This window comes from Nonomuraea sp. AD125B, assembly GCF_041402765.1.
GTDB classification, from domain to species: domain Bacteria; phylum Actinomycetota; class Actinomycetes; order Streptosporangiales; family Streptosporangiaceae; genus Nonomuraea; species Nonomuraea bangladeshensis.
In genome coordinates this window covers 46,821-73,378 of sequence record NZ_JBGLOU010000009.1, presented here as the reverse complement: position 1 = coordinate 73,378, position 26,558 = coordinate 46,821, and the positions used below count along the sequence as shown (strand labels likewise).

The following is a 26,558-nucleotide window of genomic DNA, read 5'->3' as shown; positions in this document are numbered from 1 at the left end:
CAAAACGTCAACGGGGGCGAAACCCCGCCGGCGCATACAGGGAGTACCTTTTACATGATCCGCATCGCTCCAGCGGGCCGCGTCCTGGCCGTCGCGGCCGCGGCGAGCCTCGCTCTGACGGCTTGTGGCGGCGGCGCCGACGACACCGCCGCGTCGCAGGAGACCGCGTCCTCGTCCGCGCCGGCGTCCTCGGCGCCGGCCGCCGCCAAGGGTGACGGCACGCTGACGCTCGGCACCGTGCTGCCGCAGACCGGTTCACTCGCCTTCCTCGGCCCGCCCGAGTTCGCCGCGGTGGACCTGGCCGTCAAGGAGATCAACGAGGCCGGGGGCGTGCTCGGCAAGCCGGTGAAGGCGATCCACACCGACTCCGGCGACACCACCACGAACATCGCCTCGCAGTCGGTGGACAAGCTGCTGGGCCAGAAGGCCGACGCCATCATCGGCGCCGCGTCGTCCTCGGTGTCGGAGTCGATCATCGACAAGATCACCGGCGCGGGCGTGGTGCAGTTCTCGCCCGCCAACACCTCCGACAAGTTCACCACGGTCAACGACAACGGCCTGTACTTCCGCACCGCGCCCCCGGACAAGCTCCAGGGCCGCGTGCTCGGCGACCTCGTCGTGGCCGACGGCAACGACACCGTGGGCATCCTCGCCATGCAGGACTCCTACGGCTCGGGCCTCGCCGACCAGATCGCCAAGACCGCCGAGGAGGGCGGCGCGACGGTCGTCGAGCGGGTGGACTACGACCCGAAGGCCGCCGAGTTCTCGGCCGACGTGACGAAGATCAAGGCCAAGAACCCCAAGGCCATCGTGCTGATCGGCTTCGAGGAGACCTCCAAGGTCATCCAGGAGCTCGTCAAGCAGGGCCTGACGGCCGACAAGCACAAGTGGTACATGGTGGACGGCAACATGTCGAACACCAACTACCTGAAGATGCCCAAGGGCACCCTCAAGGGCGTCAAGGGCACCATCCCCGGCGCCGAGGCCCCGGACGCGTTCAGGGAGCGGCTGCTCACGGTAGACAAGGAGCTTGAGGACTACACCTACGCCGCGGAGTCGTACGACGCCGCCGTCCTCATCGCCCTGGCCGCCGAGGCCGCCAAGGACGACAGCGGCGCCTCCATCGCCGCCAAGCTGGCCGAGGTCAGCAAGGTCGGCGAGAAGTGCAAGAGCTTCAAGGAGTGCGCCGACCTGCTGAAGGCGGGCAAGGACATCGACTACGAGGGCCTGAGCGGCCCGATCGAGTTCGACGACAACGGCGACCCCGCCGTGGCCACCATCGGCGTCTACCAGTACGGCGACGACAACAAGTACCCGGGCAAGGCCGAGGAGTACCGCACCGGCAACATCGCCGGCTGACGGTTACGAGCCGCCGCCCAGGCCGCACGTCTCGCGCGCCCACCGCGTGAGACGCTCCTGCAGCGGCTCGGGCGGCACCACGATGATCACGCGGGCCTCGCCGCCGTCGAGCGAGGCCCGCACGGGGAACAGGAACGCCTTCTTGGCCTCGGCGAAGGCGTGCGGATCGCAGCGGCCGGGCGAGAGGGCCACCGGCACCTCCAGCCGCGACGCCCCCGGCTCCAGCGTCCCCAGCGGCCGGCGCTCCGGCGTGACGATGTAGTGGGTCGTGCCGCCCATGTCGGTCAGCGTCACCTTCCCGGCGCCGCGCCGCGTGACCACCACGCTGCCGCGCATGGTCCCGTCCGACTCCGTCCACCGCGGGCCGAACGCGAGCTCGGCGACCTGCTTGATGAGGAACTCCGAGCACTCGTCGCGCAGCAGCCTGGCCAGCAGCGGGTCCGGGTGCGGCACCGGGAAGACGACCGTGCGCAGCGGGCCGCCGCCGGTGCTGAGCCGCGCCACGACGGTCGCCGGCCGCACCTGGGGGAGCCCCTGGGGCGGGCAGTTGGCGGCGCCGTACGGCGCGGGCAGGTCCGTCCGTTCCGTACGGCCGAGCGTGGTGTCGGCCCTCGCCGGCGCCAGCGTCTTGAACGACGGCGTGACGAGCTGCACGTCGGCGAAGTGGACGGGCGTGTCCGTGGTGTTGCGTACCGCGATCTGCAGCCGGTGCGCCGGCTCGTCGGACCGCCACTGGGCCAGCGACACCGACAGCCCAGGGGGAGGCGTGGTGTCGGGCGGCGTCCTGCCAGGCGGCATGGTGTCAGGCGGCTCGGGGGAGCCGCAGCCGGTGAGGAGGACCGCCAGGACGAGGGGCAGCGTGATGCGCTTCACCAAGCATCCACAGTGTGAAGGCCCGGCCCTTCAGGGCGAGGAGGAATCGCGGAACGGTCGGGCACTTCGGTCTCCCGGTTTTGTCGGTGGTGGTCGGTAGGTTGATCGGCGTGTCCCGCTACCGGCTCCAGCCCTCGCCCGCTCAAGAGCGGGTGTTGCTGGAGCATTGCGGGCACGCCCGTTACGTGTGGAACCTCGCCGTCGAGCAGCACGCGCACTGGAAGCCGGGCCGCAGGAGCGCTCCCGGTTTCGCCGAGCAGTGCCGCCAGTTGACCGAGGCGCGGGCGGAGAACGCGTGGCTGCGCGCAGGGTCGGTCGTCGTCCAGCAGCAGGCCTTGAAGGACTTCGCGCAGGCCATGGCGAACTTCTTCGGCAAGACCCACCAGCGTCCGGCGTGGCGCAGGCGGGGGCGGGGCGAAGGGTTCCGGATCGTCGCCGTCAAGGCCGGTGACGTGCGCCGGCTGTCGCGCAACGTCGGCGAGGTGAGGATCCCGAAGGTGGGCTGGGTGCGGTTTCGCTGGTCGCGCGCTGTCCCTGCGGGCGTGAAGTCGTACCGGGTCACCCGCGATGCGGCGGGCCGCTGGCATGTCGCGTTCGCCGTGATCCCCGAGCCGGTGCCCGCGCCCGGCACGGGCGAGGCGGTAGGCGTGGACCGTGGTGTCGTCGTGAGCGCCGCCCTGTCCACGGGCGAGCTGCTGAACGTCCCCGGCCTGCGCGCCGGGGAGAAGGCCCGCCTGCTGCGGTTGCTGCGCGGGCTGGCCCGCGCCGAGCGGGGGTCGAACCGGCGCGGCAGGGTGAAGGCCGCCATCGCCAAGGTGCGGGCGCGTGAGGCCGACCGGCGCAAGGACTGGGTGGAGAAGACCTCGACCGACCTGGCCCGCCGGTTCGACGTGATCGCCGTCGAAGACCTGAAGATCTCCTCCATGACCCGCTCGGCCAAGGGGACGCGCGAAGCGCCGGGCCGTGGCGTCCGTCAGAAGGCCGGGCTGAACCGGGGCATCCTCGCCGCCGGGTGGGGCCGGCTCGTGCAACGGCTGGAGCACAAGGCTCCCGGCCGCGTCCACAAGATCAACCCGCGTTACACGTCGCAGACCTGCAACGCCTGCCGGCACCGCGCGGCCGAGTCGAGAGAGAGCCAATCTCGATTCCGCTGCGTCGCCTGCGGGCATCAGGCGCACGCCGACGTGAACGCGGCCGGGAACCTCAGAGACACGGCGGCAGGGCATGCCGTCGCTGCGCGGGGAGGCGTGCCGCTGGGCGGGCCTGCGAACCGCGAACCTCAACGTGACCTCCTCCTCGTGAGGTAGTTGCCGTTGGAATCCCCCGCCTTCAGGCGGGAGAGGATGCCAATGCCGCACCTTAAGCACGCCTGACCAGCTCCGTAAGTTGAGGACTGATTACGACTCCGCATCCAAGTGCCGACAGTTGTTCGGCGCATCTGGTTCGGGCGTGCGGCGGTTTTGTACGTTTCCACCATTCGATCGGGAACGCTCGGCCTGCTGACGAATCCCGGCCTGGAAATGAAGGAGACACTTCATGATCCGCATTGCTCCCGTGGGGCGGGCGCTGGCTGTCCTGGCTGCCACCAGCCTGACCCTGACAGCCTGCGGCGGTGGCGGCGGCGACACCGCCTCGGAGACCTCGCCGTCTTCGGCCGCTCCCGCCGCCTCGTCGTCGGCCCCGGCCGCGACGAAGGGCGACGGTACGCTGACGATCGGGACCCTGCTGCCCCAGACCGGGAACCTCGCGTTCCTCGGCCCGCCCGAGTTCGCCGGCGTCGATCTCGCCATCAAGGAGATCAACGAGGCGGGTGGCGTGCTGGGCAAGCCGGTCGCCAAGATCGACACCGACTCGGGCGACACGACGACCAACATCGCCTCGCAGTCGGTGGACAAGCTCCTCGCGCAGAAGGCCGACGCGATCGTCGGCGCCGCCTCCTCCTCGGTGTCGGAGTCGGTCGTCGACAAGATCACGGGTGCCGGCGTGGTGCAGTTCTCGCCCGCCAACACCTCTGACAAGTTCACCACCCTGAACGACCAGGGCCTGTACTTCCGCACCGCGCCCCCGGACAAGCTCCAGGGCCGCGTGCTCGGTGACCTGATCGTGGCCGACGGCAGTGACACGGTCGCCATCTTCGCCATGCAGGACTCCTACGGCACGGGCCTGGCCGACCAGGTCCAGAAGACCGTCACCGACGGCGGCGCCGAAGTGGTCGAGCGGGTGGACTACGACCCGAAGGCCGCCGACTTCTCGGCCGAGGTCACCAAGATCAAGTCCAAGAGCCCCAAGGCCATCGTGCTGATCGGCTTCGAGGAGACCTCCAAGGTCATCCAGGAGCTCGTCAAGCAGGGCCTGCCGGCCAGCAAGCACAAGTGGTACATGGTGGACGGCAACACGTCCAACACGAACTACCTGAAGATGCCCAAGGGCACCCTCAAGGGCGTCAAGGGCACCATCCCCGGCGCGGCCGCTCCCGAGGAGTTCCAGAAGAAGCTCCTCGAGGTCGACAAGGAGCTCGAGGACTTCAGCTACGCCCCCGAGTCGTACGACGCCGCGAACCTGATCGCGCTGGCCGCCGAGGCCGCCAAGAGCGACGCGGGCGCGGACATCGCCGCCAAGCTGGCCGAGGTCAGCAAGGGCGGCGAGAAGTGCAAGAGCTTCAAGGAGTGCGTCGACCTGCTGAAGGCGGGCAAGGACATCGACTACGACGGCGTCAGCGGCCCGGTCGAGTTCAACGACGCCGGTGACCCGGCCGTCGCCACCATCGGCATCTACGAGTACGGCGACGACAACAAGTACGGCAGCAAGGCGATCGAGTACCGCACCGGCAACATCGCCGGCTGATCACCAGCGCTGAGACGAGCTGAGACGAAGGGCCCGGCCGCCACGGCCGGGCCCTTCCGCGTCCCTGGAACCGCCCGGCAGGGGCCTCACCGGCAGCCGGCGACGATCCGGTCGGCCGCCGCGCGGTACTCCCTCAGCAGCGCCACCTGGCGCTCCCGCGGCACGTCGTTCCTGGCGAGCCCGGCGGTGGCCGACTCCAGCGCCGCCACGTCGCCCTTGAGCGAGGCGGGCAGCCGGGCGCCGAACTGCAGGGTGATGCCGCGGGCCTCGGCCAGGCGGCCGATCACGGCGTCCTCGAAGCGCTGCCGGTCCTCCTGGCCCTTCGGCTCCAGCAGCAGGCCGGCGTACCCGATGGCGGAGACCACCCGGGCGCAGGGGCTGTCGGTGGGGTCGCCGCCGGTGCTGTATCTCGGCGCGGAGGAGGCGTCGTCCTGGCAGCCCAGGAGCAGGACGGGCAGCATGAGCGCGACTGTCGCTAAGCGTTTCACATCGCCCATTAAAAAACGGCTGAGGGGCTCTGTGGGAGCTCCTCAGCCGTTCTGGGGGAATTACGCCTTGGCGAGCGTGCCGAGGTACAGCTGGATCACCTTCGGGTCGTTCGCGAGCTCCCTGCCGGTGCCGGTGTAGGCGTTGCGGCCCTGGTCCAGGACGTAGCCGCGGTGGCAGATCTGCAGGCAGCGGCGGGCGTTCTGCTCGACCATGATGACGGTGACGCCGGCCTTGTTGATCTGCTGGGCCTGGATGAAGACCAGGTCCTGCAGCTTGGGCGACAGACCGGCCGACGGCTCGTCGAGCAGCAGCACCGACGGCTCGGTCATCAGGGCCCGCGCCATCGCCACCATCTGCCGCTCACCGCCGGACAGCGAGCCGGCGCGCTGCTTGCGCCGCTCCTTCAGCGCGGGGAACAGCTCGGCCACGAACTCGAAGCGCTCCTTGAACTTCCCCGGCACCTGGAAGGCGCCCATCTCCAGGTTCTCCTCGATGGTGAGGCTGGGGAAGACGTTGTTGGTCTGCGGGACGTAGCCGACGCCGCGCGAGACCAGCGCGTGCGCCTTCATGTTCGTGATGTTCTCGCCCTTCAGCAGCACCGTGCCGCTGCGGATGTTGACCAGCCCGAACATGGCCTTGAGCAGCGTCGACTTGCCGGCGCCGTTGGGGCCGATGATGCCGATGAGCTCGCCCTCCGCCACGTAGAGGTCGGAGCCGTTGAGGATGTTGACGCCCGGCAGGTAACCGGCGATCAGCTCGTCGCAGCGCAGGAGGGCGTTCTCGGCGCCCTCCAGGTGCGCGCTGCGGTCGGTGACCGCCGCGTTGGACTCGGCCGGCTCCGGGACGGCGTTCACTTCTGCGTCTCCTCTTCGATCTCGGCCTCCAGCTCGGCCTCGGCCTCGTGGAGCTGGGCCTGGAGCTCGGTGTCCGACAGCGGGGCGTCGTGGTGCGCGCCGAGGTAGGCGTCGATCACGCGCTCGTCCGACATGATCGTCGAGGGCGGGCCCTCGGCGATCACCGCGCCCTGGGCCATGACGATGACCCAGTCGCTGATGTCGCGCACCATGTCCATGTCGTGCTCGACGAACAGCACCGTCATGCCCTGCTCGCGCAGGTCCTTGACGTGGCCGAGCAGCGACTGCGTCAGCGCCGGGTTCACGCCCGCCATGGGCTCGTCCAGCATGACCAGCTCGGGGCCCACCATGAGCGCCCGCGCCATCTCCAGCAGCTTGCGCTGGCCGCCGGAGAGCGAGCCGGCGAAGTCGTCGCGCTTGGCGTCGAGCTTGAACCGGACCAGCAGTTCCTCGGCCCGCTCGGTGATCTCCTGCTCCTGGGAGCGCCAGAAGCCGGGCACGAGGGCCCGCCAGAAGCTCTCGCCCTTCTGCTGCTGGGCGCCGAGACGCATGTTCTCCATGACGGTCAGCCGGGAGAGCGCCTTGGTGAGCTGGAACGTGCGGACCATGCCGGCGCGCGCCACCTTGTGGGCGGGCACGCCGCTCATCGTGCGGCCGTTGAACGTCCAGGTGCCGGCGTCGGCGGTGTCGAAGCCGGTGAGCTGGTTGAAGAAAGTGGTCTTGCCCGCGCCGTTGGGGCCGATCAGCGCGGTGATGGAGCCGCGCTGGACCTCCACGTGCTCGACGTCGACGGCGGTGAGGCCGCCGAAGCGGCGCACGACCTTGTCCACGACGAGGATGGGGTCGGGCTTGGGGACGCCCGGCTCGCGGGCCATGTCCTTGAACGCCGCCAGGGCCGCGGCCTTACGCGTGGTGGTCACCGCGGCGTCCTCCGGCCCGCCGGTCGTCTCATCCATGGTGTCATCGCGCATTGATCGCGATCTCCCTCTTGTCACCGAAGATGCCCTGCGGCCGGACGATCAGCAGCAGGATGAAGCCCAGACCGACCAGGGCGTAGCGGATCGGGCCCACCTGGATGCTGGTCATGAACGGGATGTAGCCGTTGGCCACCAGCTCGGCGAGCAGGTTGCCGACGAAGACGAACAGCACCCAGAAGATCATCGCGCCGACGACCGGGCCGAAGACGCGGGCGGCGCCGCCGAGGATGACGATCGTGTAGGCGAAGAACGTCATCTCGGTGCCGAAGACGTCGGGCTGCACGGCGCCGTTGTAGAGGCCGTAGAAGAAGCCGCCGAAGCAGCCGATGACGCCGCCGAGCACCAGCGACTGCATCTTGTACGAGAAGACGTTCTTGCCGAGCGCGCGCACGGCGTCCTCGTCCTCGCGGATGGCCTTCAGCACGCGGCCCCACGGGCTCTTCATGAGCAGGTAGACCAGCCCGCAGGCGAGCAGCACGACGATCCAGCCGACCGTCAGCAGCCACAGCGTGCGCTCGTCGAAGACGATCGCGCCGATGCCGTAGCGGCCCTCGGGGTAGGGGTTCATGGCGTAGAAGTCGCCGTTGAAGCCGCGCCGGCCGTCAGAGCCGCCGAAGACCCCCTTGAACTGCACCGAACGGAAGATCAGCCGGATGATCTCGGCCGCGGCGATGGTGACGATCGCCAGGTAGTCGGCGCGCAGTTGCAGCGTCGGGATGCCCATGAGGAGCGCCAGGAGCACCGCGGCCCCCAGGCCGACGAAGATGCCGACCCAGAAGGGCAGGTCGAGCACGGTGACGGTGACGGCCAGGCCGTAGCCGGCCACGGCCATGAACGCCGCTTGGCCGAAGTTGAGCAGGCCGGTGTAGCCGAAGTGGATGTTGACGCCGATCGCGGCCAGACCGTAGACGATGGTCTCCCAGCCGATGGCGGCGTGGACGGTGGTGGTGAAAATCGTGAGCCAGTCCATGTGTTACCCCCGTCACCCGATCCGCTCGCGTCGGCCGAGGATGCCCTGCGGCCGGAAGAGAAGCACGACGATGAGCACCACCAGCGCGCCGACGGACTTCAGCTCCGGCGGCACCCACAGCGTGGACACCTGGATGAACACACCGACCACGAGCGAGCCGACCAGCGCGCCGAAGGCGGTGCCGAGCCCGCCGAGCGTGACGCCGGCGAAGATGAGCAGCAGGATGTCCTGGCCCATGGTGAACTTCAGCGACTGCGACAGGCCGAGCATGACGCCGGCCAGCGCGGCGATGGCGCCGCCGCCGGTCCAGATGATGCGGATGACGCGGTCGACGTTGATGCCGGAGGAGGCGGCGAGCGCCGGGTTGTCGGCCACGGCGCGGGCGGCCTTGCCGGTGCGGGTCTTCATCAGGGCGAGACCCACGACGATGAGCACCGCGAGCTCGATGCCCATGGCCCACAGGTTCTTGGGGGCGGCGCTGATCGGGCCGAGCTGGATGCCGGTCTGGGTGTTGTAGTCGGTGTAGGTCTCGGTCTGCGGCCCGAAGAAGAACTGGATGAGGTTGCGCAGCAGGATCGCGACGCCGATCGAGATGATCATCATGGCGATGGTGCCGGTGCCGCGTTTGCGGAGCTGCCCCCAGAAGAAGCGGTCCTGGCCGTAGCCCAGCGCCCCCGCCACCACGACCGCGAGGATCGCCGCCGGGATGAGCTGGATGCTGAATCCGACGTTGAAGGCGTAGGCGAGGACAGCGCCCAAGGTGACGAGCTCACCGTGGGCGAAGTTGGTCAGGCCGGTCGTCCCGTAGATGAGGGAGAGGCCGAGCGCCCCCAGGGCGATGATGAGGCCGAGGTTGAGCCCCTCGAAGGCGAGCTGCGCGGCCTGGGCCCAGAAGGAGCTCTCGCCGGTGGCCTCCTGCTCGGGGCCGGCGGCGGCGCCCTTGGCCTCGAGCGCGAACAGCACGGTGGAGCAGTTGCCCTCGTAGACGGTCGGCGTGCGGACGTTGTTGCCGCCGCGGACCTGGCTGTTCTGAGGAAGCGAGCCGGGGTCCAGAGTGACCTTGTACTTGCCCGGCTTGTCGACCTGAACGTCCCAAGTGCCTTGAGCGTTCGAGGTAACCTCCTGGACGGGTTGTCCGCCCTCGGTGGTCACCGAGATTTTGGCGCCGTTCACTGGCTGGCCTTGGAGTTTGAGTGTTCCCTTCAGCCCCTGGCAGTCGGCGGGGCCCGCGTGTGCGGGCCCGGCCAGCAGGAAGACGAGTCCACCCAGGAAGGCCGTGAACGCGATCACGGCTCTGCGCAATGGTGCTCCCTCAAGTAGGTCAAGGCGGGGTGGTGCCCCTCCATCTCGACACGCGCGCATCGCAGGCACAACTGGGATGCAATGGCGGGAGCCTATTGCCGTGACGCCCGTTTCAGTATCGTTCGTCACCAATTAGTGACAACACGGTGTCACTCATGTGAGGAATCAAGTTGGCAGGTCAGGGGCTAAATGGGGGAAGACACCTGGCGGCCGGAAGGAACGGAACGATAACGAAATCACGGTAGGTATGGACGAGCCCGCGGGGGCGGCCTTTGGGGCCGTGCAGGCATCGCCGGCCGTACACGTTATCTACCGGGCCGCCCCCGCGGGCTCGCGTTCGGACCACCGTAGCGACCCGCGGGGGCGATGCGCAAAGAATCGGGCGAAGTGACCGCTGGGCAAAAGTACGGCAAAAGCCTCAGGCGTCGCGCAGCATGCAGGTGAGGCGGGAGGTGCACACCCGCCGGCCCTCCTCGTCGGTGATCTCGATGTCGTACGTCGCCAGCGTCCGCCCCGCGTGCAACTTCGTCGCCACGCCCGTCACGTGCCCCGAACGGGCCGAACGGTGGTGCGTGGCGTTGATCTCGACGCCCACCGCGATGCGCCCCGGCCCGGCGTGGATCGCCGCGGCCACGGAGCCGAGGGTCTCGGCCAGCACCACGGAGGCGCCGCCGTGCAGCAGCCCGTACGGCTGCGTGTTCCCCTCCACCGGCATCCGGCCCACCACCCGGTCGGGGCCCGCCTCCAGGAACTCGATGCCCACGCGGCTCGCCAGCGTGCCGTCGTGCATGCCGCTCAGCAGCGGGAGATCAAGCGGGTTGGTCTGCGTCAAGGGGACGCCTCCACTCTTCCGAGCTCAGGTTTTCTGTCGCAGGGGCAGACTAGGCTGCGTACGTGCCGAAGAGTGAAGTGACCCCCAGCCGTCCGTGCCTGCTGCTGCTTGACGGGCATTCCCTGGCTTATCGCGCCTTCTACGCGCTCAAGGACGCCAACCTCATGACCTCCGACGGTCAGCACACCGAGGCGGTCTACGGGTTCACCTCGATGCTGACCAACGTCCTGCGCGACGAGCAGCCGAGCCACGTCGCCGTGGCCTTCGACCGGTCCGAGCCCACGTTCCGGCACGAGGAATACGCCGACTACAAGGCCAACAGGAGCGAGACGCCGGAGGACTTCCGCGGCCAGATGCAGCTCATCTACGAGCTGCTCGACACGCTGCGCATCCCGCGCCTGTCCAAGGCGGGCTTCGAGGCCGACGACATCATCGCCACGCTCGCCACCCGCGCGTCGGAGCAGGGGATGAGCGTGCTCATCGTCACCGGCGACCGCGACGCGCTGCAGCTCGTCAACGAGCACGTGACCGTGTTGATGACCCGGCGCGGCATCAGCGACATGACCAGGTTCACGCCCGAGGCCGTCGAGGAGAAATACGGCCTCACCCCCGTCCAATACCCCGACTTCGCGGCGCTGCGCGGCGACCCCAGCGACAACCTCCTCAGCATCCCCGGCGTGGGCGAGAAGACCGCGGCCAAGTGGGTGCGCGAGTTCGGCACGCTGACCGCGCTCGTCGACCGGGTCGACGAGGTCAAGGGCAAGGTCGGCGACAAGCTGCGCGACCACGTCGCCCAGGTGCTGATGAACCGCCGGCTCACCGAGCTGCTGCGCGACGTGCCGGTCGAGGCCGAGCTCGGCGAGCTCAGGCAGGGCGCGTGGGAGCGCGAGGAGGTCAACAAGCTCTTCGACACCCTGCAGATCCGCGGCGAGCTGCGCGAGCGGGTGTTCAAGGTGCTCGGCACCGGCGAGCAGGAGCCCGACCAGGGCTTCGAGGTCGAGACCGTGATCCTCGGCCCCGACCGGGTGGCCGGCTGGCTGGCCGCCATGCCGGAGGGCCGCGCGGGGCTCGCCGTCAAGGGCGCCTACGGCAGCGGCACCGGCCGCATCGACGCCATCGCCGTTGCCTCGCCCGACGGCACCGCCGCCCACATCGACCCGGTCAAGCTCACCGAGGCCGACGAGACGGCCCTGCGGGCCTGGCTGGCCGACGAGAGCAGGCCCAAGGCCGTCCACGACGCCAAGGGCCCGCTGCTGGCCCTGTGGGCGCAGGGCATGGACCTGCGCGGCCTGAGCTGCGACACCGCGCTGGCCGCCTACCTCGCCATGCCCGGCCAGCGCACCTTCGCCCTCGAGGACCTCGCCCGCCGCTACCTCAACCGCGACCTGCGCGCCGAGGAGGAGTCCGACGGGCAGGCCGCGCTGTTCGGCGACGACGAGGACGCCCCCGCCAAGGACCTCGCGCTGCGCGCCCACGTCGTGCGCGAGCTGGCCGAGGCGCTGGAGCGCTTCCTGGCCGGGCGCGGCGGCACCCAGCTCCTCGACGACGTCGAGCTGCCGCTGCTCACCGTGCTGGCCGAGATGGAGCGCGCGGGCATCGCGGTCGACAGCGCCTACTTCACCGGGCTGGAGGCCGAGTTCGGCTCGGCCGTCAAGCACGCCGTGGAGGAGGCGCACCGCTCCGTGGGCGAGCAGTTCAACCTGGGCTCGCCCAAGCAGCTCCAGGAGATCCTGTTCACCCGGCTCAACCTGCCCAAGACGAAGAAGATCAAGACCGGCTACAGCACCGACGCCGACCAGCTCGCCTGGCTCGCCACCCAGACCGAGCACGAGCTGCCGACGATCATGCTGCGCCACCGCGACCAGCAGAAGCTGCGCACCACGGTCGAGGGCCTGATCAAGGAGATCGCCGACGACGGGCGCATCCACACGACGTTCAACCAGATCATCGCCGCGACCGGCCGGCTCTCCTCCGAGAAGCCCAACCTCCAGAACATCCCGATCCGCACCGCCGAGGGCCGCCGCATCCGGCAGGGCTTCACGGTCGGCGAGGGCTACGAGACGCTGCTCACGGCCGACTACAGCCAGATCGAGCTGCGCATCATGGCGCACCTGTCGGGCGACGAGTCGCTGATCGCCGCGTTCGAGTCCGGCCACGACTTCCACCAGGCCACCGCGGCCCGGGTCTTCGACCTGCCGCCCGAGCAGATCGACGGCGAGCTGCGGGCGCGCATCAAGGCCATGAACTACGGCCTCGCCTACGGACTGTCCGACTTCGGGCTGTCCGGGCAGCTCAACATCCCGGTGGCCGAGGCGCGGGCGCTCAAGGAGGAATACTTCCAGGAGTTCGGCGGCGTGCGCGACTTCCTGCACGCCATCGTGGCCCAGGCGCGCGCCGACGGCTACACCGAGACGATCATGGGCCGCCGCCGCTACCTGCCCGACCTCACCAGCGACAACCGGCAGCGGCGCGAGATGGCCGAGCGGATGGCGCTCAACGCGCCGATCCAGGGCTCGGCGGCCGACATCATCAAGGTCGCCATGCTCCACGTGCACCAGGCCATCCGGGAGGAGGGGCTGGCCTCGCGGATGCTGCTGCAGGTCCACGACGAGCTCGTGTTCGAGGTGGCGCCGGGCGAGCTGGAGGCGCTCAGGCAGCTCGTGCGCGACCAGATGAACGCCGCCTACCACCTGCGGGTGCCGCTGGAGGTCTCCGTGGGCGTCGGGCGCACCTGGGAGGACGCCGGGCACTGACCCGGTCCGGGAGCCCCGAGGGGCGGCATGTCGCCCGGGGTCACCGGTTTCCGTACAGATCTGGACTAGGGTGGAGTGTCGGCTTCCCCTAGCGGCACGGGAGTTCTGTGCGGTTACCAGCGTCCTCCACGAAGATCATCGGCCTCGCGAACGTCGTCGTGGTCACCGTGGCGGTCATCGGGCTCAGTCTCATGCCGGCACAGGAGGTCCCGCACGCCGGCCCGGCCTCCGCCGGGAAGGTCGAGGAGAGCCCGCCGTCCGCGGCGCCCGCCGACACCCCGGCGACCCCGCCCGGGCAGCCGCCCGGGGTGGTGGCCACGCCCGAGTTCGCCCGGCAGGTGCGCGCCAACGAGGCGGGGCTGGTGCCGGTCCTCATGTACCACCGCATCCAGCGCAAGCGGCTCGCCTCCATCGACCGCACCCCCGACCAGCTCAGGAAGGAGCTGGAACGGCTGGCCCGCGAGGGCTACGTGCCGATCACCGCCGCCGAGTTCGCCACCGGCGACATCCACGTGCCCGCGGGCCGCTACCCGGTCGTGCTGACCTTCGACGACGGGCACCCGAGCCACTTCGCGCTGGACGCGAACGGCAACCCGGCGCCCGGCACCGCGGTGGCGATCATCCAGGAGGTGGCCGCCCGCTACCCGTCGTTCCGGCCGACCGCCACGTTCTGGATCAACCACGAGCCGTTCGGGCTGCGTGACGAGGCCGCGCAGGCGGCCGCCCTGCGCTGGCTGAACGAGCACGGCTACGAGGTGGCCAACCACACCTGGAGCCACCCCAACCTGCGGGTCCTGCGCAAGCGCAAGGTCCGCGAGCAGATCGGCCGGATCGAACGGCTGCTGAAGAAGCTCGGCGCGCCGCCCTCGCGCACCATGGCGCTGCCGTACGGGTCGATGCCCCACGGCAAGAAGGTCGCCAGGACCGGATCATGGGACGGGACCCGTTATGATTTCGCCGGCGTGTTCCTCGCCGGGGCCGAGCCCTCGGTTTCGCCCTACGCGAAAAGTTTCGACCGGGGCGCGATCCAGCGGATCCAGAGCAACGGCAAAAAGGGCGAGTGCCGCAAATGGTGCTCGCAGTACTGGCTGGAGTGGCTGGACAAGCATCCCGGCAAGCGCTACGTCTCCGACGGGGACCCGGAGCGGATCTCCATCCCCCGGGCGGCGAGGGGTAATATCATCCCCAAGCGAGGGCTCCAGGTCATCGCCTACTGACCTCGCCCTGGATTGACCCCGTGGCATTGGTCTCATATGCTGATCGCTGCGCTGTGGGCTCGCGCGCGCCTCAGACGGAGCGGGCTCGCGCTCGGTCACGTCGATGTCGTAATTCCTCGGCTTGATGCGGAAGAGGGCCTGCCGCGCGTCCGCCACATCGACATCCTGTCCGCGTTCGGAGCAATTCCACACATGACGTCCAGCACTGAGGCCACCTCGAGCACCCCGCAGGTAGCGGTCAACGACATCGGGTCCGAGGAAGCCTTCCTCGCCGCGATCGACGAGACCATCAAGTACTTCAACGACGGCGACATCGTCGAGGGCACCGTCGTCAAGGTCGATCGAGACGAGGTCCTTCTCGATATCGGCTACAAGACCGAGGGTGTCATCCCCTCGCGCGAGCTTTCGATCAAGCACGATGTCGACCCTGCTGACGTCGTGGAGGTCGGCGAACACGTCGAGGCCCTGGTTCTCCAGAAGGAGGACAAGGAGGGCCGCCTGATCCTGTCCAAGAAGCGCGCCCAGTACGAGCGCGCCTGGGGCACGATCGAGAAGATCAAGGACGAGGACGGCATCGTCACCGGCACCGTCATCGAGGTCGTCAAGGGTGGTCTCATCCTCGACATCGGCCTCCGTGGCTTCCTCCCGGCGTCCCTGGTCGAGATGCGACGGGTCCGCGACCTGCAGCCGTACGTCGGCCGCGAGCTCGAGGCCAAGATCATCGAGCTCGACAAGAACCGCAACAACGTGGTCCTGTCGCGCCGCGCCTGGCTCGAGCAGACGCAGTCGGAGGTCCGCCAGACCTTCCTCAACACCCTCCAGAAGGGTCAGGTCCGCAAGGGCGTCGTCTCCTCGATCGTCAACTTCGGTGCGTTCGTGGACCTCGGCGGCGTCGACGGCCTGGTCCACGTGTCCGAGCTGTCCTGGAAGCACATCGACCACCCCTCCGAGGTCGTCGAGGTCGGCCAGGAGGTCACGGTCGAGGTCCTCGACGTCGACATGGAGCGCGAGCGCGTCTCCCTGTCGCTCAAGGCCACCCAGGAAGACCCGTGGCAGCAGTTCGCCCGCACCCACCAGATCGGCCAGGTCGTGCCGGGCCGCGTCACCAAGCTGGTGCCGTTCGGCGCGTTCGTCCGGGTCGAGGAGGGCATCGAGGGCCTGGTCCACATCTCCGAGCTGGCCGAGCGCCACGTGGAGATCCCGGAGCAGGTCGTCCAGGTCGGCGACGAGATCTTCGTCAAGATCATCGACATCGACCTCGACCGTCGCCGCATCAGCCTCTCGCTGAAGCAGGCCAACGAGGGCGTGGGCGCCGAGGTCGAGTTCGACCCGACGCTCTACGGCATGGCCGCGACCTACGACGACCAGGGCAACTACATCTACCCCGAGGGCTTCGACCCGGAGACGGGCGAGTGGCTCGAAGGCTTCGACAAGCAGCGTGAGGAGTGGGAGCGGCAGTACGCCGAGGCCCAGCAGCGCTTCGAGGCCCACCGCAAGCAGATCGAGGAGGCCCGCAAGGCCGAGGCCGAGGCCGGCGAGGGCGCTCCGACGTCCTACGGCGGCGAGACCCAGGCTCAGCAGAGCTCCTCGTCCGCTCCGGCGGCCGGCGCGCTCGCCTCGGACGAGGCGCTCGCGGCCCTGCGCGAGAAGCTCGCGGGCGGCCAGAGCTGAGGCTCTAGCTCCCAGGAGTAGGCGGTAACGAAAAGCCCCGCACGGGTTCGTGCGGGGCTTTTCGCGTGTCATCGGTCTTCTCGCTTGATTGCGGAAAGATCCTTGCCGCATGTCCTCCTACTGTTCGTTCCATGACCGAAACGATCACGCCGTTCCGCATCGACATCCCCCAGGCCGACCTCGACGACCTGCGCGAGCGGCTGCGGCGCACCCGCTGGGCATCGCAGCTTCCCGGCGGCTGGGACCGCGGGGTGCCCGTCGCCCACCTGCGGGAGCTGGCCGAGCACTGGGCCGAGACCTTCGACTGGCGGGCCCAGGAGGCCAGGCTCAACGCCTTCCCGCAGTTCACGACCGACATCGACGGGCAGCGGGTGCACTTCCTGCACGTACGCTCGCCGGAGCCGCACGCGCTGCCGCTGATCATCACGCACAGCTGGCCGAGCACGGTCGCCGAGCTGCTCGACGTGCTCGGGCCGCTCACCGACCCGCGCGCCCACGGGCTCGACCCCGCCCTCGCCTTCCACGTCGTCGCGCCGTCCCTGCCCGGCTTCGCCTTCTCGCCGTTCCCCGAGCCCGCCGACGAGCGGCCGTGGAGCGTCGACCGGGTCGCCCGCACCTGGGCCGAGCTGATGCGCCGCCTCGGCCACGACCGCTACGGAGCCCACGGCAACGACGCCGGCGCGCTGGTCACGGCGCGGCTCGCCGCCCTCGACGCCGAGCACGTGACCGGGGCGGTCATCACCTCCGGCCTCGGGGTCCCCACCGGCGACCCCGCCGAGCTGGAAGGGGCGAGCGAGGAGGAGCTGGGCTGGCTGAAGATGCTGGGGGAGCGGATGGCCGGCGGCAGCGGGTACGGCCCCTACCTGGCGAGCCGGCCCCAGACGCTCGCCCACGGCTTCGCCGACTCGCCGGTGGCGCAGCTGGCGTACCTGGTGGAGCGGTTCAAGGAGTTCGACGGCTGGCCCGAGCGGAACGGCCCCGTCGCCGAGCCGATCGGCCGTGACCTGCTGCTGACCACGGCCAGCCTGTACTGGTTCACCGGCACCGGCGGCTCGTCCTCCTGGACGTACTACGAGGGCGCCGCCGGCATGCCCGTCGACCAGCGGGCCGTGCCCACCGGGGCCACGCACGGCGGACCCGACCTGCTGCGCCGCATCGCCGCGCGCGGCAACGACGTCGTGTACTGGGGCGACGGGGAGAGCCCGAGCCACATGGTGGCGATGGCCGCGCCCGGGTCGGTCGTGACCGGCGTACGGGAGTTCTTCGAGGTCCTCCTCCGGCCGTGAGCGCCCGGCCGGTAGGGTGACGGCGTGATCATCGAACGGGCGGTGCCGGCGGACGCCGGGGAGATCCTCACCGTGCAACGGGCGGCCTACGTGAGCGAGGCCCAGCTCTACGGCGACCCCTACATCCCGCCGCTCGTCGAGTCGCTGGAGCAGGTGCGCAAGGTCATCGAGGGCGCCGTCGTGCTCAAGGCGCTCGACGGCGGGCGCCGCATCGTCGGCGCCGTACGCGGGCAGCTCGCCGGCACCACCTGCCTGGTCGGGCGGCTGGTCGTCGCCCCCGACCTGCAGGGGCAGGGCCTCGGCACGGCGCTGCTGCGGGCGCTGCACGAGCAGGTGCCGGAGGCGACGGCGTTCGACCTGTTCACCGGGCACCTGTCGGCGAGCAACCTCAAGCTCTACCGGCGTCTGGGCTACCGGGAGACGCACCGCGAGCGGATGGACGACCACCTGACGATGGTCCACCTGCGCCGGGAGGCGGAGCCTTCCGGTCGTGCGCCGTCCGGCCATCGTGGATAGGCTTCAGCGGTGCTGAAGATTGGGCTCACCGGCGGCATCGGATCCGGCAAGAGTGAGGTGTCCAGGCGGCTCGCGGCTCACGGAGCGGTCGTGATCGACGCCGACAAGATCGCGCGCGAGGTCGTCGAACCCGGCACGGCCGGGCTGGCGCGGGTGGTCGCGGCCTTCGGCGAGGAGGTGCTCCGCCCCGACGGGGCGCTCGATCGCGAGAAGCTGGGCTCGATCGTCTTCGCCGACTCCCAGAAGCTGGCCGTGCTCAACGGCATCGTGCATCCGCTCGTGGGGGAGCGGGTGGCGCAGCTGCAGTCGGACGCGCCCGGCGACGCCGTCGTGGTCTACGACGTGCCGCTGCTGGTCGAGAACAAGCTCGCCCCCATGTACGACGTCGTGATCGTCGTGGACGCGGCCGACGAGGTGCGCATCCGGCGGCTCGCCGAGCATCGCGGCATGGCCGAGACCGACGCCAAGGCGCGCATCGCGGCGCAGGCCAGCCGGGAGGACCGGCTGGCGGTCGCCGACATCGTCATCGCCAACGAAGGGGCGTTGGAGGAGCTGGATGCGCGGGTGGCCGAGGTGTGGGGCGAGCTGTTGCGGCGAGGTGCGCGCGGCTGACCGGTCCGCCGGCTGGGGGTGCCTGGGCTGGTCAGGGACGGGTTCCTGAGCCGGCCTCCGGGATGGTCGCCAGGAGACGGGCCCCGGGCCGGTCTCCTGGCGATCACGAAGTTCCGCCGGCTGCCTGGCCCTTGAGGCGGCCGGGGACCTGCGGGGCCGGGGTGAGGGTGGCGTCCGGGGGCGTCGTGGTGGTCGTGGGGGCGGGGGTTCCCGAGTCCTCGCTGGTGCCGACGACCACGGATCTTTTTCTGGGGCGTACTGGCTGGGGGCGGATGGCGCGCGGGCGGGCGGTGCGGGCGCGCGGGTTTCGGGCCCCCTGCGGTCGGACGATGCCCGGCGTGGTCGGGTAGGTCGCGGTCGCGACCGGCTGTGACGACAGCCGCGACGAAGGCGGCGCGGAGGGCGTCGCGGGCGCGGCGGGCGTCGTGACGGGTGCGGCGTTCACGGGCGGCGGCGTGGTGGCCGACGGCGGTGCGGTGGCGGCGGGGCTGCGGCGCAGTGCCGCGGCGGGCGGCGTCGGAGGCACCGAGCCCGGATAGGGCACGGGGTCCAGTGTCGTGCGGAACGCCGGGATGCCGATCAGGACCCCGGCCAGGGTCAGCAGCACCATGCCCACCGCCACGGCGGCCGTCTTGGCGGCCTGCGAGCGGCCCTCGGCCTCCCGCGCCGGGCCGGTGCCCGAGTGCCGCGTCCATGGCATCGGTACGGCGGCCCGCTTGGGCATGACCTCCCGCCCACCCGCGACCTCATCCGCTGCCGCGACCAGCCCCGCGTCGCCAGGTCCTGTGTGGTCGGGTGTGGCGGTCACGAGCCCAGCCTCCGGCAGGTAACCATCGTCCATCCCCTTCGCGATGCTCCGCGCCACCGAAACGATCTAGCCCAGGATCCTCCCACAGTCCGGCGACCGGGCGCGGCAATCGCGGCAAATGGGGCGTTCAGTCGAGGAGGTGGCGGGTCAGGTCGTAAAGGCGGCGGGCGGCGGCCGGGTCGAGCGTCGGGATCGACGGGTCCACCGGGGTGCGGCGGTCGTAGGCGAGCAGCCGCCCGGCGGGCGGGTCCGCCATCAGCGCGATGATCGGCTCGATGGCCTTCTCCACGGGCTGCGCGGCGACCTTGGCGAGGAGCCGGACGAGCGCCCGCGCGGGCTGGCGAAGGCTGCCGGTGCCGCTGTCGGTGAAGCCCGGATGGTGCAGCAGGAAGCGGGTACGCCCGCCGGGATGGACGTCCGGGTACGCGACGCCCATCAGATCCGTGGCCCGCCCGCCCTGCAGCATCGCCTTGACGCCGCTGTAGCCGCGGCCGAGCGTCAGGTCGTCCCAGTGGATCCGGCCCTTCGTGACCCCGACGCCGCACACGTTCACGATCATCGGCCGGCCCCCCTTCTCCAGCAGGTCCGTGAGGCCGTGGCTGAGCAGGAGGCGGCTGACGTAGTAGAGGGCGAAGGTGGCCTCGAAACCGTCCGGGGTGAGGGTGCGGCTCCCGAAGTGCCGCATGGCGGTGAGGATCAGCCCGTCGAGGGCGTCGTGCCGGGCCCTGACCTCCTCGACCACCCGCCGGTTCTCCGCGACCGACGTCAGGTCGGCCCGTACGAACGCGGCCCGCCCCCCGGCCCCCAGCCGCTCCGCCTCGGCGAGGAAGGCCCGCCCCCGGCCCGGATCGCTGCCGACCACCGTCACCCGGTCGCCGGTCCGCAGGTGGTGCAGCGCGAGGCCGCGCCCCATCCCGGTCGTGCCGCCCGCCACCACGTACGTCCTCATGCCGCGCTCCCGTTGTCAAGTCATCGTTCGATGACTTGAAGGACCATAACATGCGCGCCCGCTAGGATGTCAACAGTCGATGACTCAGGAGGGGCGATGGCGAAGAGGGACCGGGAGGCCACGAGGGCCCGGCTGCTGGAGGCCGCCCGGCTGCGCTTCGCCCGCGACGGCTACGACGCCACCAGCGTCCGCGACGTCGCCGCCGACGCCGGCGTGGACGCCACCCTGATCTTCCGCTACTTCGGCTCCAAGAAGGCCCTGTTCGACGAGGTCACCGCCGACCTCCCGGCCGGCCTCCTCGACGACGGCCCGCCGGAGGAGCTGGTCGCCCGCATGGTCGGCGCGGTCGTCTTCCAGGACTGGACCGGCTACGGCGGCGAGCACCCGCTGGTGGCCATGCTCCGGTCCTCGGCCCACGAGGACGCCCGCCTGCGGATGCGCGAGGAGGTCTGCGCCACCTACGTCCGGGCCCTCGCCGACCTGGCCGAGGGCGAGGACGCCGAGCTGCGCGCCGAGCTGCTCAGCGCCTGGCTGGTCGGCATCGGCATCCTGCGCTCGGTCGTCGGCACCCCGGCGCTGACCGGGGCGGCCACCGCCGACCTCGCCCCGCACATCGAGAGCGTGGCCACCGCCCTCCTCGGCCGCCCCATGCGCGGCACGTCAGAAGGGTGAGTCCAGCGGCACCTGCCGCACCCCGGGCAGGTACGGATCCAGCTCGCCCAGCTCGAACCGCGACATCCCGATCACGTGCCAGAACTGCCCGCCCGGCTCGCCGTGCAGTTTGTACCGGCCGTCGGGGGCCAGCGCCGCCCACCCCTCGGGCAGCCCGAGCAGCGTCGCCCGCCGCTCGCCGCCCGCCCACAGGATGACCACGCCGTCGTCGCCCGCGCTGGCCAGCAGGTCGTCGCCGGCCGGGCTGAAGGCGACCGACCAGACCCGCCGGGTGTGCCCGGCCAGCACGTGGAGCTGCCGCCCGGTCGCGGCGTCCCAGACCCGGACGAGCTTGTCGTCGCCGCAGGTCGCCAGCCGCGCGCCGGCGGCGTCGAAGGCCACGCCCCACCACCGCCCGCCGTCGCCGCCGAGCGTGCGCGCGAGCCGGGGCTGCCAGGGCTGGCCGGGTAGCAGCTCCCACAGCAGGGCGCGCCCGTCGTTGCCGGCGCTCGCCAGCAGCCGCCCGTCGGGGGAGAAGGCCACGGAGTAGACCCGGTCGGTGTGCCCTTCGAGGGTGGCGACCCGGCCGCCCGAGGCCACGTGCCAGATCCGGACGAGCTTGTCGTCGCAGCCGGTGGCCACGTACGAGCCGTCAGGGCTGAACGCGATCGAGCGCACCCGCCCCCGGTGGTCGAGCAGGTTGACCGCCAGCCGCCCGGTCGGCCGGTACCAGATGCGGACGCTGTCGTCGTCGTTGGCCGTGGCCAGCAGGTCGCCGTCGGGGCTGAACGCCTCGGCCCACACGTGGTCGGTCTCGGCGTGCAGCTCGCGCTCGTAGTCGCCGGTGACGGCGTTCCACAGGTGGACGCCGCCGTCGTTGCTGGAGGTGGCGAGCACCGGCCCGGCGGGGGAGAACAGCGCGGAGATCAGCCGGTCGGAGGTGCCGCTGAACTCGCGCAGCCGCCGCCCGGTGCGCGGCTCCCACAGGCGTACGACGCCGTCGTTGCCGCTGGTGGCGAGCATCGTGCCGTCGGCGCTGAAGCGCACCGACGAGATGCGCCGCCCGTGGCCGCGCAGCACCCGCTGGCACTGGCCGGTGTGGGGGTCCCACAGCCGCACGGTGCCGTCGTTGCTGCTGGTGGCGAGCTGCTGCCCGTCGGGCCGGTACGCGAACGGCCACACCGAGCTGCGGTGCCCGGTCAGCTCGACCCGTGGCCCGCCGCCCACGGGCTGGAGGCGTACGAGACCGGCGGAGTCGCCGGAGGCGACCACGGCGCCGTCGGGGCTGAAGGCGACCTGGTAGACCGAGTTCGCGTGCGTCGTGTGCACGCCGATCGCCCGCCCCGAGGGGTCCCAGAGCCGTACGCCGCCCGCGGTGTCGCCGCTGGCCAGCAGCGAGCCGTCCGGCGCGAACGCCATGCAGTAGACGCTGCCCGCGTGCCCGGTGAGGGTGTGCAGCAGCCGCCAGGAGCCGGTGTCCCAGAGCCGGACCGTGCCCGCCTCGTCGCCGGTGGCCAGCAGCGCGCCGTCGGGGCTGAGCAGCGTGCGGTAGACGCTCCCGCGGTGGCCGTCGAGGGTGTGCCGCACCTCCCCGCTCGCCAGGTCCCAGACCCGTACGGCCCCCGCCGCGTCGCCGGTCACCAGCTCCGAGCGGCCGAAGGCCATCGTGTAGACCGGCGCCTGGTGCCCGGCCAGCTCGTGCGCCGTGCGCCCGGTCGCGCACTCCCACACCCGGACGACGCCGTCGCCGCCGCCGGCCGCCACCAGGTCGCCGCCGGGGCTGAGGCGCACCGGCCAGACGCCGTCGGCGTGGCCGCTCAGCGTGCGCAGCCGTTCGCCGGTGAGGGCGTCCCACAGGATGACCTGGCCGTCGCTCGCGCCCGTGGCCAGCAGGTCGCCGGCGAAGGAGACGGCGTAGACGCGGCCCCGGTGGCCCTGGAGCGTGCGCACCGGCGCGCCGCCCGCGCACAGCAGCACGCCGCCGTCCTCGTCGCCGATCGCGACCGTGGCGCCGTCGGTGGAGTAGGCGATCGGCTCGGGCAGGCGGCTGGTCTGGAAGTGGTAGCCGTACGGGACGCCGATGCCGGCGGGGGCGAACTCGACCTCGACCGGCTGCCCGGGCACCACGGCCGCGCCGGGCAGGTGCGGCAGGGTGCCGGTGACGTTGATGAGCGCGGCCCGGTGCCAGCGCGCGCCCGCCACGGTCACGTCGCTGAGGTCGGTCTGCGCGAGCCGCGCGCCCGACAGGTCGGCGTCGGTGAGGTCGGCTCCGGCGAGCGTCGCCCCGTCGAGCCGCGCGCCCGTCAGCCGGGCCCCGCGCAGGACGGCCCGCGACAGGTTGGTGCCAGCCAGCGTGGCCTCCGACAGGTCGGCGCCGGTGAGGTCGACCTCGCGCAGGTCGCGGGCCGACAGGTCCTCGCCCTTGAGGTTGGCGCCGCGCAGGTCGGCACGGGCGGGGGTGCGCAGCCGGGCGGCGATCTTGACGGCGTTGGCGCCCGAGACGTCGCCGGCGGGCGGGTCGGCCACCCAGGCGCGCAGCGCCCGCACGTCCGCGAGGTCGCACAGGAACTCCACGGTGAGGGACGACAGCGGGTGGCGGGCCAGCAGGGCGAGGTCGCCCGCCGCGAGGTGCCGGGCGATCAGCCACTCCATGACCGAGGCGTGGATGAAGCCGAACATGCCCTCCTCGGTGCGTACGAGCAGGCTGCCCGAGCCCATCGCGTGCGCCGCGTGGGCGGCCGAGAGCTGGCCGCCCGCCAGGTCGGTCAGGGTCTCGCCGATCTCGGTCAGCTCGTCCACGCCGAGCAGCGACTCGCCCGTCTCCCACAGCCGCAGCGCCAGCGCCGTCACCACCCGCCACAGCTCGCCGGTGGTCAGGGCCATCGCCGAGCCGGGCACCCGGGCCCGCCGCTCCTCGAAGGCCAGCCACGAGCCGAGGATCTCCTCGTACAGCAGGGCCGGGCTGATCGTGTGGCGGGCCCGCGCCACGGTGCGCAGCCGGTCGGCGTCGAGGTCGGCGATGAAGGAGAGCATGCGCGGGTTCTGCGCGAGCGCCAGCAGGTCCGTGAGCTCGCCCATGAGCGACATGCGGGCGTGCGCCTCGTCGCCGTCCTCGAACCGGTTGTCCAGGTAGGAGCGGATCTGGTCGCGGGTGAAGTCCTCGACGCTGAGCACCCGCCGCTGCGGCAGCACCCCGACCATCTCGCCGAGCGAGGTGAGCACCTGGCTGTGCGACTTGAAGTGCTGGGTGCGGCTGGCCACCACGACCTTCGCCTTGTCCTCGGCCGCCGCCAGCAGCGTCGCGAGGTGGTCGGTCGCCCGGTCGTAGGTCAGCCGCGTCACCAGCTCGTCGAACCCGTCGAACAGCAGCACGATGCGCCCCTGCCGCAGCAGGTAGCGGAACGCCTTGAGATCGATGTACTCCTCGCCGTGCGAGGCCAGGTGGGCCGCCACCAGCGCGTCCACCGAGTGCGCCTTGTCCAGCGCGCGCAGCTCGATGAGGATCGGCGTCAGGTGCGGCAGCTCGGCCGGGATGCGCCGGGCCAGCTCGCGCAGCGCGAACGTCTTGCCGTGCCCGAAATCGCCGAGCAGCAGCAGGAAACGGCCGTGGTCGGTGGCCAGCAGCCGCATCATCTCATCCGTCAGGCCGTGCCTGACCTGGCCGCCGGGGCGGTCGAGCTCGCGGAAGCGCTGCGGGACGTACAGCTCGGGCGGGTAGCGGCGGTCGCCGACCAGCCGCGCGGTCTGCTCGCTGACGTAGCCGGTGAGGTCGAGCAGGCCCTGGAACTCGGTGAAGCTGCGCAGCCGCACCCCCTGCCGCATCAGGTCGTCGCGGATCCAGCGGGGCGCGGGCGGCCCCTGGTAGACCAGCTCGGCGGCCAGCCCGGCGGCGTGCGCCTGCCGGGCGAAGGCGTCGGCGGCCTCCTCGGTCACCTCGCCGACGTGCGCGCCGATCATCAGCTGCCGGACGAACCCGTCCTCGGGGTGGGTGACCACGAGATGGGCGGGGAAGCGGCGGATCCTGGCCCGCTCGTGGCGCGCCTCACACACCTCGGCGATCCGGTCGAGCAGCAGCTCGACGGGGCTCGGCGCGCGCTCGTCCGGCTTGGGCCGCGGCGGCGGCACGTCCAGGGTGCGGCCGGTGAACGTCGCCTGCGCGCCCCGCCACCTGCCGGGAACCCGCTCGGGCACGCCCTCGTCAGGCAGCCACGTACGCATGCCGTCGGGGGTGATCTCGACGACCTGGTGCCGTCCGGCGCGCGGCGCGGCCACCCGGCCCTCGCCGCCGTGCCCGGGGCCGCCGTGGAAGAGCAGGTGGAGGCGGTGCCCCAGCAGCCGCTCGAAGGTCGGCGCGTCCCGCAGCTCCCGTGGCGGATGGCCCATCGCGCCGAGACGCAGCCAGCCGCCCTCCTCGTACGGCCGCAGCCGCTCGGCGAACCAGGCCGCCTGGGCCTCGCCCAGCAGCGCGTACGCGTCCCGTTCAAGATGGCTCATCGCCATCGTCGAGTTGAGCGCCGCCACGACCACCCTGAGATCGGGCACCTCGAACAGCGTCCACGGCTGCCCGCCGTCGAACACCCGGTCGTCCAGCCCCTGGTAGACCTCGCCGAACAGCCCGGCGAAGTGCCGCCACTTCGGCCAGTAGGGCGGCTGCGGGCTCACGTCGTCGGCCTCGCACGTCATGAAGTAGGCGCTGGCCGCCGCCTTGGTCACGTCGCGCGGGCCCGGCAGCAGCACCAGCCGGTGCGGCTCCAGCCCGAGCAGCAGCCGCAGGTCGGTGACGAACCTGGTGGCCTGCCCGAACTGCCGCAGACTGCCCGACTCGGTCAGGTCGCCGCTGACGACCATGAGGTCGGGGCGCGGCGTGCCGCGGTCGTACATCGCGGTGAGGTCCGCCCAGATGCGCGCCTGCATGTCCTCGGGCGTGAACGGGTCGCCGGGGTCGGGCAGCGCCCGGCCGAAGCGGGGGCCGCCGATGTGCAGCACGCTGACCGACTTCCGTCCGCCCACAGGGCCGGCCGCGGGCGGGAAGGCGGGCGCGGTCACCGGGGCGCGGCGCGTCCGCGCCCGCTCGGCGGCCGGGGGCGGCAGCGTCGGCGCGGGGGCGGGCGCGCGCCCGCCCCTGCCGGCGTCGGGGAAGGCGGGGGCGTACTCCGGCTTGGCCCGGCCCGCCAGCGCCTCGCCGACCCGGCCCAGCAGCAGCGCCCTGGCCTGGCCCGGGTCGGTGACGCCGAGCAGGTCCACCCAGGTGATCGTGGACAGCAGCCCTTCGAGCTGGACGTCCTCCAGACGGATGGTGACGAGCTTGTTGGAGGGGTTGTCGGGGTCGGCCCGCAGCGCCGCCTGCCACTCCATGCGGCCGTAGCGCGAGGTCAGGTAGTTGCGCGAGAGCACGGCGACGACGAGCTGGGCCTCGCTGACCCCGCGGTCCATGAAGTCGATGAAGTTGGTGCCGGGGACGAAGTCCCACGCCTGGATCATCGTCCGGTAGCCCGCCGCCTCGAGCTCCCAGGCGATCCATGTCGCCCAGGCGGTGTCGGCCGGGGAGTAGCTGACGAAGATGTCGGTCGGCCTGCCGTCACGTGCCATGCCGTC

At 71.4% G+C, this 26,558-nt stretch carries 20 protein-coding genes; 10 read left to right on the top strand and 10 right to left on the bottom strand.

What is annotated here, in order from left to right:
• Nucleotides 1-54: 54 nt before the first annotated feature.
• Nucleotides 55-1,359, top strand: coding sequence for an ABC transporter substrate-binding protein (locus ACBR40_RS23995; protein WP_344215002.1), 1,305 nt, complete (start codon nt 55-57; stop codon nt 1,357-1,359).
• A gap of 3 nt (nt 1,360-1,362) precedes the next feature.
• Here the strand turns inward: ACBR40_RS23995 and ACBR40_RS23990 are convergent, their stop codons facing one another.
• On the bottom strand, nt 1,363-2,235 hold the full coding sequence (locus ACBR40_RS23990; RefSeq protein WP_371250191.1) for a hypothetical protein: 873 nt from the start codon (nt 2,233-2,235) through the stop codon (nt 1,363-1,365).
• 107 nt (nt 2,236-2,342) lie between these two features.
• Between ACBR40_RS23990 and ACBR40_RS23985 the strand changes: the two genes are divergently transcribed.
• Together ACBR40_RS23985 and ACBR40_RS23980 are read left to right on the top strand one after the other, a co-directional pair.
• Nucleotides 2,343-3,539: an RNA-guided endonuclease InsQ/TnpB family protein gene (locus ACBR40_RS23985; RefSeq protein WP_371250189.1), complete on the top strand. Its 1,197-nt coding sequence runs from the start codon at nt 2,343-2,345 to the stop codon at nt 3,537-3,539.
• A gap of 229 nt (nt 3,540-3,768) precedes the next feature.
• Nucleotides 3,769-5,076, top strand: a complete 1,308-nt coding sequence (locus tag ACBR40_RS23980; RefSeq protein WP_344215006.1) for an ABC transporter substrate-binding protein — start codon at nt 3,769-3,771, stop codon at nt 5,074-5,076.
• Between the two features lie 86 nt (nt 5,077-5,162).
• On the opposite strand, the gene ACBR40_RS23975 is transcribed toward ACBR40_RS23980, so the two are convergent.
• From ACBR40_RS23975 to ACBR40_RS23950, 6 genes are all read right to left on the bottom strand, one after another.
• Nucleotides 5,163-5,537, bottom strand: a complete 375-nt coding sequence (locus ACBR40_RS23975; protein WP_344215008.1) for a hypothetical protein — start codon at nt 5,535-5,537, stop codon at nt 5,163-5,165.
• An 87-nt stretch (nt 5,538-5,624) separates the two neighbouring features.
• Nucleotides 5,625-6,419, bottom strand: a complete 795-nt coding sequence (locus ACBR40_RS23970; RefSeq protein WP_344215010.1) for an ABC transporter ATP-binding protein — start codon at nt 6,417-6,419, stop codon at nt 5,625-5,627.
• A complete protein-coding gene (locus ACBR40_RS23965) occupies nt 6,416-7,294 on the bottom strand; it encodes an ABC transporter ATP-binding protein (RefSeq protein ID WP_344215076.1) in 879 nt (292 codons plus the stop codon). Before ACBR40_RS23965 ends, ACBR40_RS23970 begins: the two co-directional genes overlap by 4 nt.
• A gap of 85 nt (nt 7,295-7,379) precedes the next feature.
• Nucleotides 7,380-8,366, bottom strand: coding sequence for a branched-chain amino acid ABC transporter permease (locus ACBR40_RS23960; RefSeq protein WP_344215012.1), 987 nt, complete (start codon nt 8,364-8,366; stop codon nt 7,380-7,382).
• Nucleotides 8,367-8,378: 12 nt separating this feature from the next.
• The gene (locus ACBR40_RS23955) at nt 8,379-9,668 is read right to left on the bottom strand and encodes a branched-chain amino acid ABC transporter permease (RefSeq protein ID WP_371250186.1); all 1,290 of its coding nucleotides are present in this window, start codon (nt 9,666-9,668) and stop codon (nt 8,379-8,381) included.
• A gap of 418 nt (nt 9,669-10,086) precedes the next feature.
• The gene (locus tag ACBR40_RS23950) at nt 10,087-10,458 is read right to left on the bottom strand and encodes a hotdog fold thioesterase (protein ID WP_344215078.1); all 372 of its coding nucleotides are present in this window, start codon (nt 10,456-10,458) and stop codon (nt 10,087-10,089) included.
• 104 nt (nt 10,459-10,562) lie between these two features.
• On the opposite strand from ACBR40_RS23950, the gene polA reads away from it, so the two are divergent.
• The 6 genes from polA to coaE all read left to right on the top strand — a co-directional run bounded on the left by polA (nt 10,563) and on the right by coaE (nt 18,555).
• Nucleotides 10,563-13,253, top strand: coding sequence for a DNA polymerase I (polA, locus tag ACBR40_RS23945; RefSeq protein ID WP_371250184.1), 2,691 nt, complete (start codon nt 10,563-10,565; stop codon nt 13,251-13,253).
• A gap of 107 nt (nt 13,254-13,360) precedes the next feature.
• Nucleotides 13,361-14,470 carry a polysaccharide deacetylase family protein gene (locus ACBR40_RS23940; protein ID WP_371250182.1) on the top strand — a complete coding sequence of 370 codons (1,110 nt, stop codon included), beginning with the start codon at nt 13,361-13,363 and terminating at the stop codon, nt 14,468-14,470.
• 192 nt (nt 14,471-14,662) lie between these two features.
• Nucleotides 14,663-16,141, top strand: a complete 1,479-nt coding sequence (rpsA, locus tag ACBR40_RS23935; protein ID WP_091075891.1) for a 30S ribosomal protein S1 — start codon at nt 14,663-14,665, stop codon at nt 16,139-16,141.
• A 131-nt stretch (nt 16,142-16,272) separates the two neighbouring features.
• The gene (locus tag ACBR40_RS23930) at nt 16,273-17,427 is read left to right on the top strand and encodes an epoxide hydrolase family protein (protein WP_371250179.1); all 1,155 of its coding nucleotides are present in this window, start codon (nt 16,273-16,275) and stop codon (nt 17,425-17,427) included.
• A gap of 27 nt (nt 17,428-17,454) precedes the next feature.
• A complete protein-coding gene (locus ACBR40_RS23925) occupies nt 17,455-17,943 on the top strand; it encodes a GNAT family N-acetyltransferase (RefSeq protein ID WP_371250376.1) in 489 nt (162 codons plus the stop codon).
• Nucleotides 17,944-17,952: 9 nt separating this feature from the next.
• Nucleotides 17,953-18,555, top strand: a complete 603-nt coding sequence (gene coaE, locus ACBR40_RS23920) for a dephospho-CoA kinase (protein WP_364445436.1) — start codon at nt 17,953-17,955, stop codon at nt 18,553-18,555.
• Between the two features lie 103 nt (nt 18,556-18,658).
• Here coaE and ACBR40_RS23915 read toward each other — a convergent pair whose 3' ends face one another.
• Together ACBR40_RS23915 and ACBR40_RS23910 are read right to left on the bottom strand one after the other, a co-directional pair.
• Entirely contained in the window at nt 18,659-19,363 is a 705-nt protein-coding gene (locus ACBR40_RS23915; RefSeq protein ID WP_371250177.1) for a hypothetical protein, read from the bottom strand.
• A 127-nt stretch (nt 19,364-19,490) separates the two neighbouring features.
• A complete protein-coding gene (locus tag ACBR40_RS23910) occupies nt 19,491-20,312 on the bottom strand; it encodes an SDR family NAD(P)-dependent oxidoreductase (RefSeq protein WP_371250176.1) in 822 nt (273 codons plus the stop codon).
• 96 nt (nt 20,313-20,408) lie between these two features.
• On the opposite strand from ACBR40_RS23910, the gene ACBR40_RS23905 reads away from it, so the two are divergent.
• Entirely contained in the window at nt 20,409-20,984 is a 576-nt protein-coding gene (locus ACBR40_RS23905) for a TetR family transcriptional regulator (RefSeq protein WP_344215029.1), read from the top strand.
• Here ACBR40_RS23905 and ACBR40_RS23900 read toward each other — a convergent pair.
• Nucleotides 20,973-26,552: a TIR domain-containing protein gene (locus ACBR40_RS23900; RefSeq protein ID WP_371250173.1), complete on the bottom strand. Its 5,580-nt coding sequence runs from the start codon at nt 26,550-26,552 to the stop codon at nt 20,973-20,975. The genes ACBR40_RS23905 and ACBR40_RS23900 overlap by 12 nt on opposite strands.
• Nucleotides 26,553-26,558: the final 6 nt, after the last annotated feature.

What these genes read in the sequence shown, in the direction of transcription:
- ACBR40_RS23995 (WP_344215002.1), top strand. Translation starts at nt 55, where the DNA reads ATGATCCGCATCGCTCCAGCGGGCCGCGTCCTGGCCGTCGCGGCCGCG.
- ACBR40_RS23980 (WP_344215006.1), top strand. Translation starts at nt 3,769, where the DNA reads ATGATCCGCATTGCTCCCGTGGGGCGGGCGCTGGCTGTCCTGGCTGCC.
- ACBR40_RS23975 (WP_344215008.1), bottom strand. Translation starts at nt 5,537, where the DNA reads ATGCTGCCCGTCCTGCTCCTGGGCTGCCAGGACGACGCCTCCTCCGCG.
- ACBR40_RS23965 (WP_344215076.1), bottom strand. Translation starts at nt 7,294, where the DNA reads ATGGCCCGCGAGCCGGGCGTCCCCAAGCCCGACCCCATCCTCGTCGTG.
- ACBR40_RS23960 (WP_344215012.1), bottom strand. Translation starts at nt 8,366, where the DNA reads ATGGACTGGCTCACGATTTTCACCACCACCGTCCACGCCGCCATCGGC.
- ACBR40_RS23950 (WP_344215078.1), bottom strand. Translation starts at nt 10,458, where the DNA reads ATGCACGACGGCACGCTGGCGAGCCGCGTGGGCATCGAGTTCCTGGAG.
- rpsA (WP_091075891.1), top strand. Translation starts at nt 14,663, where the DNA reads ATGACGTCCAGCACTGAGGCCACCTCGAGCACCCCGCAGGTAGCGGTC.
- ACBR40_RS23930 (WP_371250179.1), top strand. Translation starts at nt 16,273, where the DNA reads ATGACCGAAACGATCACGCCGTTCCGCATCGACATCCCCCAGGCCGAC.
- ACBR40_RS23910 (WP_371250176.1), bottom strand. Translation starts at nt 20,312, where the DNA reads ATGAGGACGTACGTGGTGGCGGGCGGCACGACCGGGATGGGGCGCGGC.
- ACBR40_RS23905 (WP_344215029.1), top strand. Translation starts at nt 20,409, where the DNA reads ATGGCGAAGAGGGACCGGGAGGCCACGAGGGCCCGGCTGCTGGAGGCC.
- ACBR40_RS23900 (WP_371250173.1), bottom strand. Translation starts at nt 26,552, where the DNA reads ATGGCACGTGACGGCAGGCCGACCGACATCTTCGTCAGCTACTCCCCG.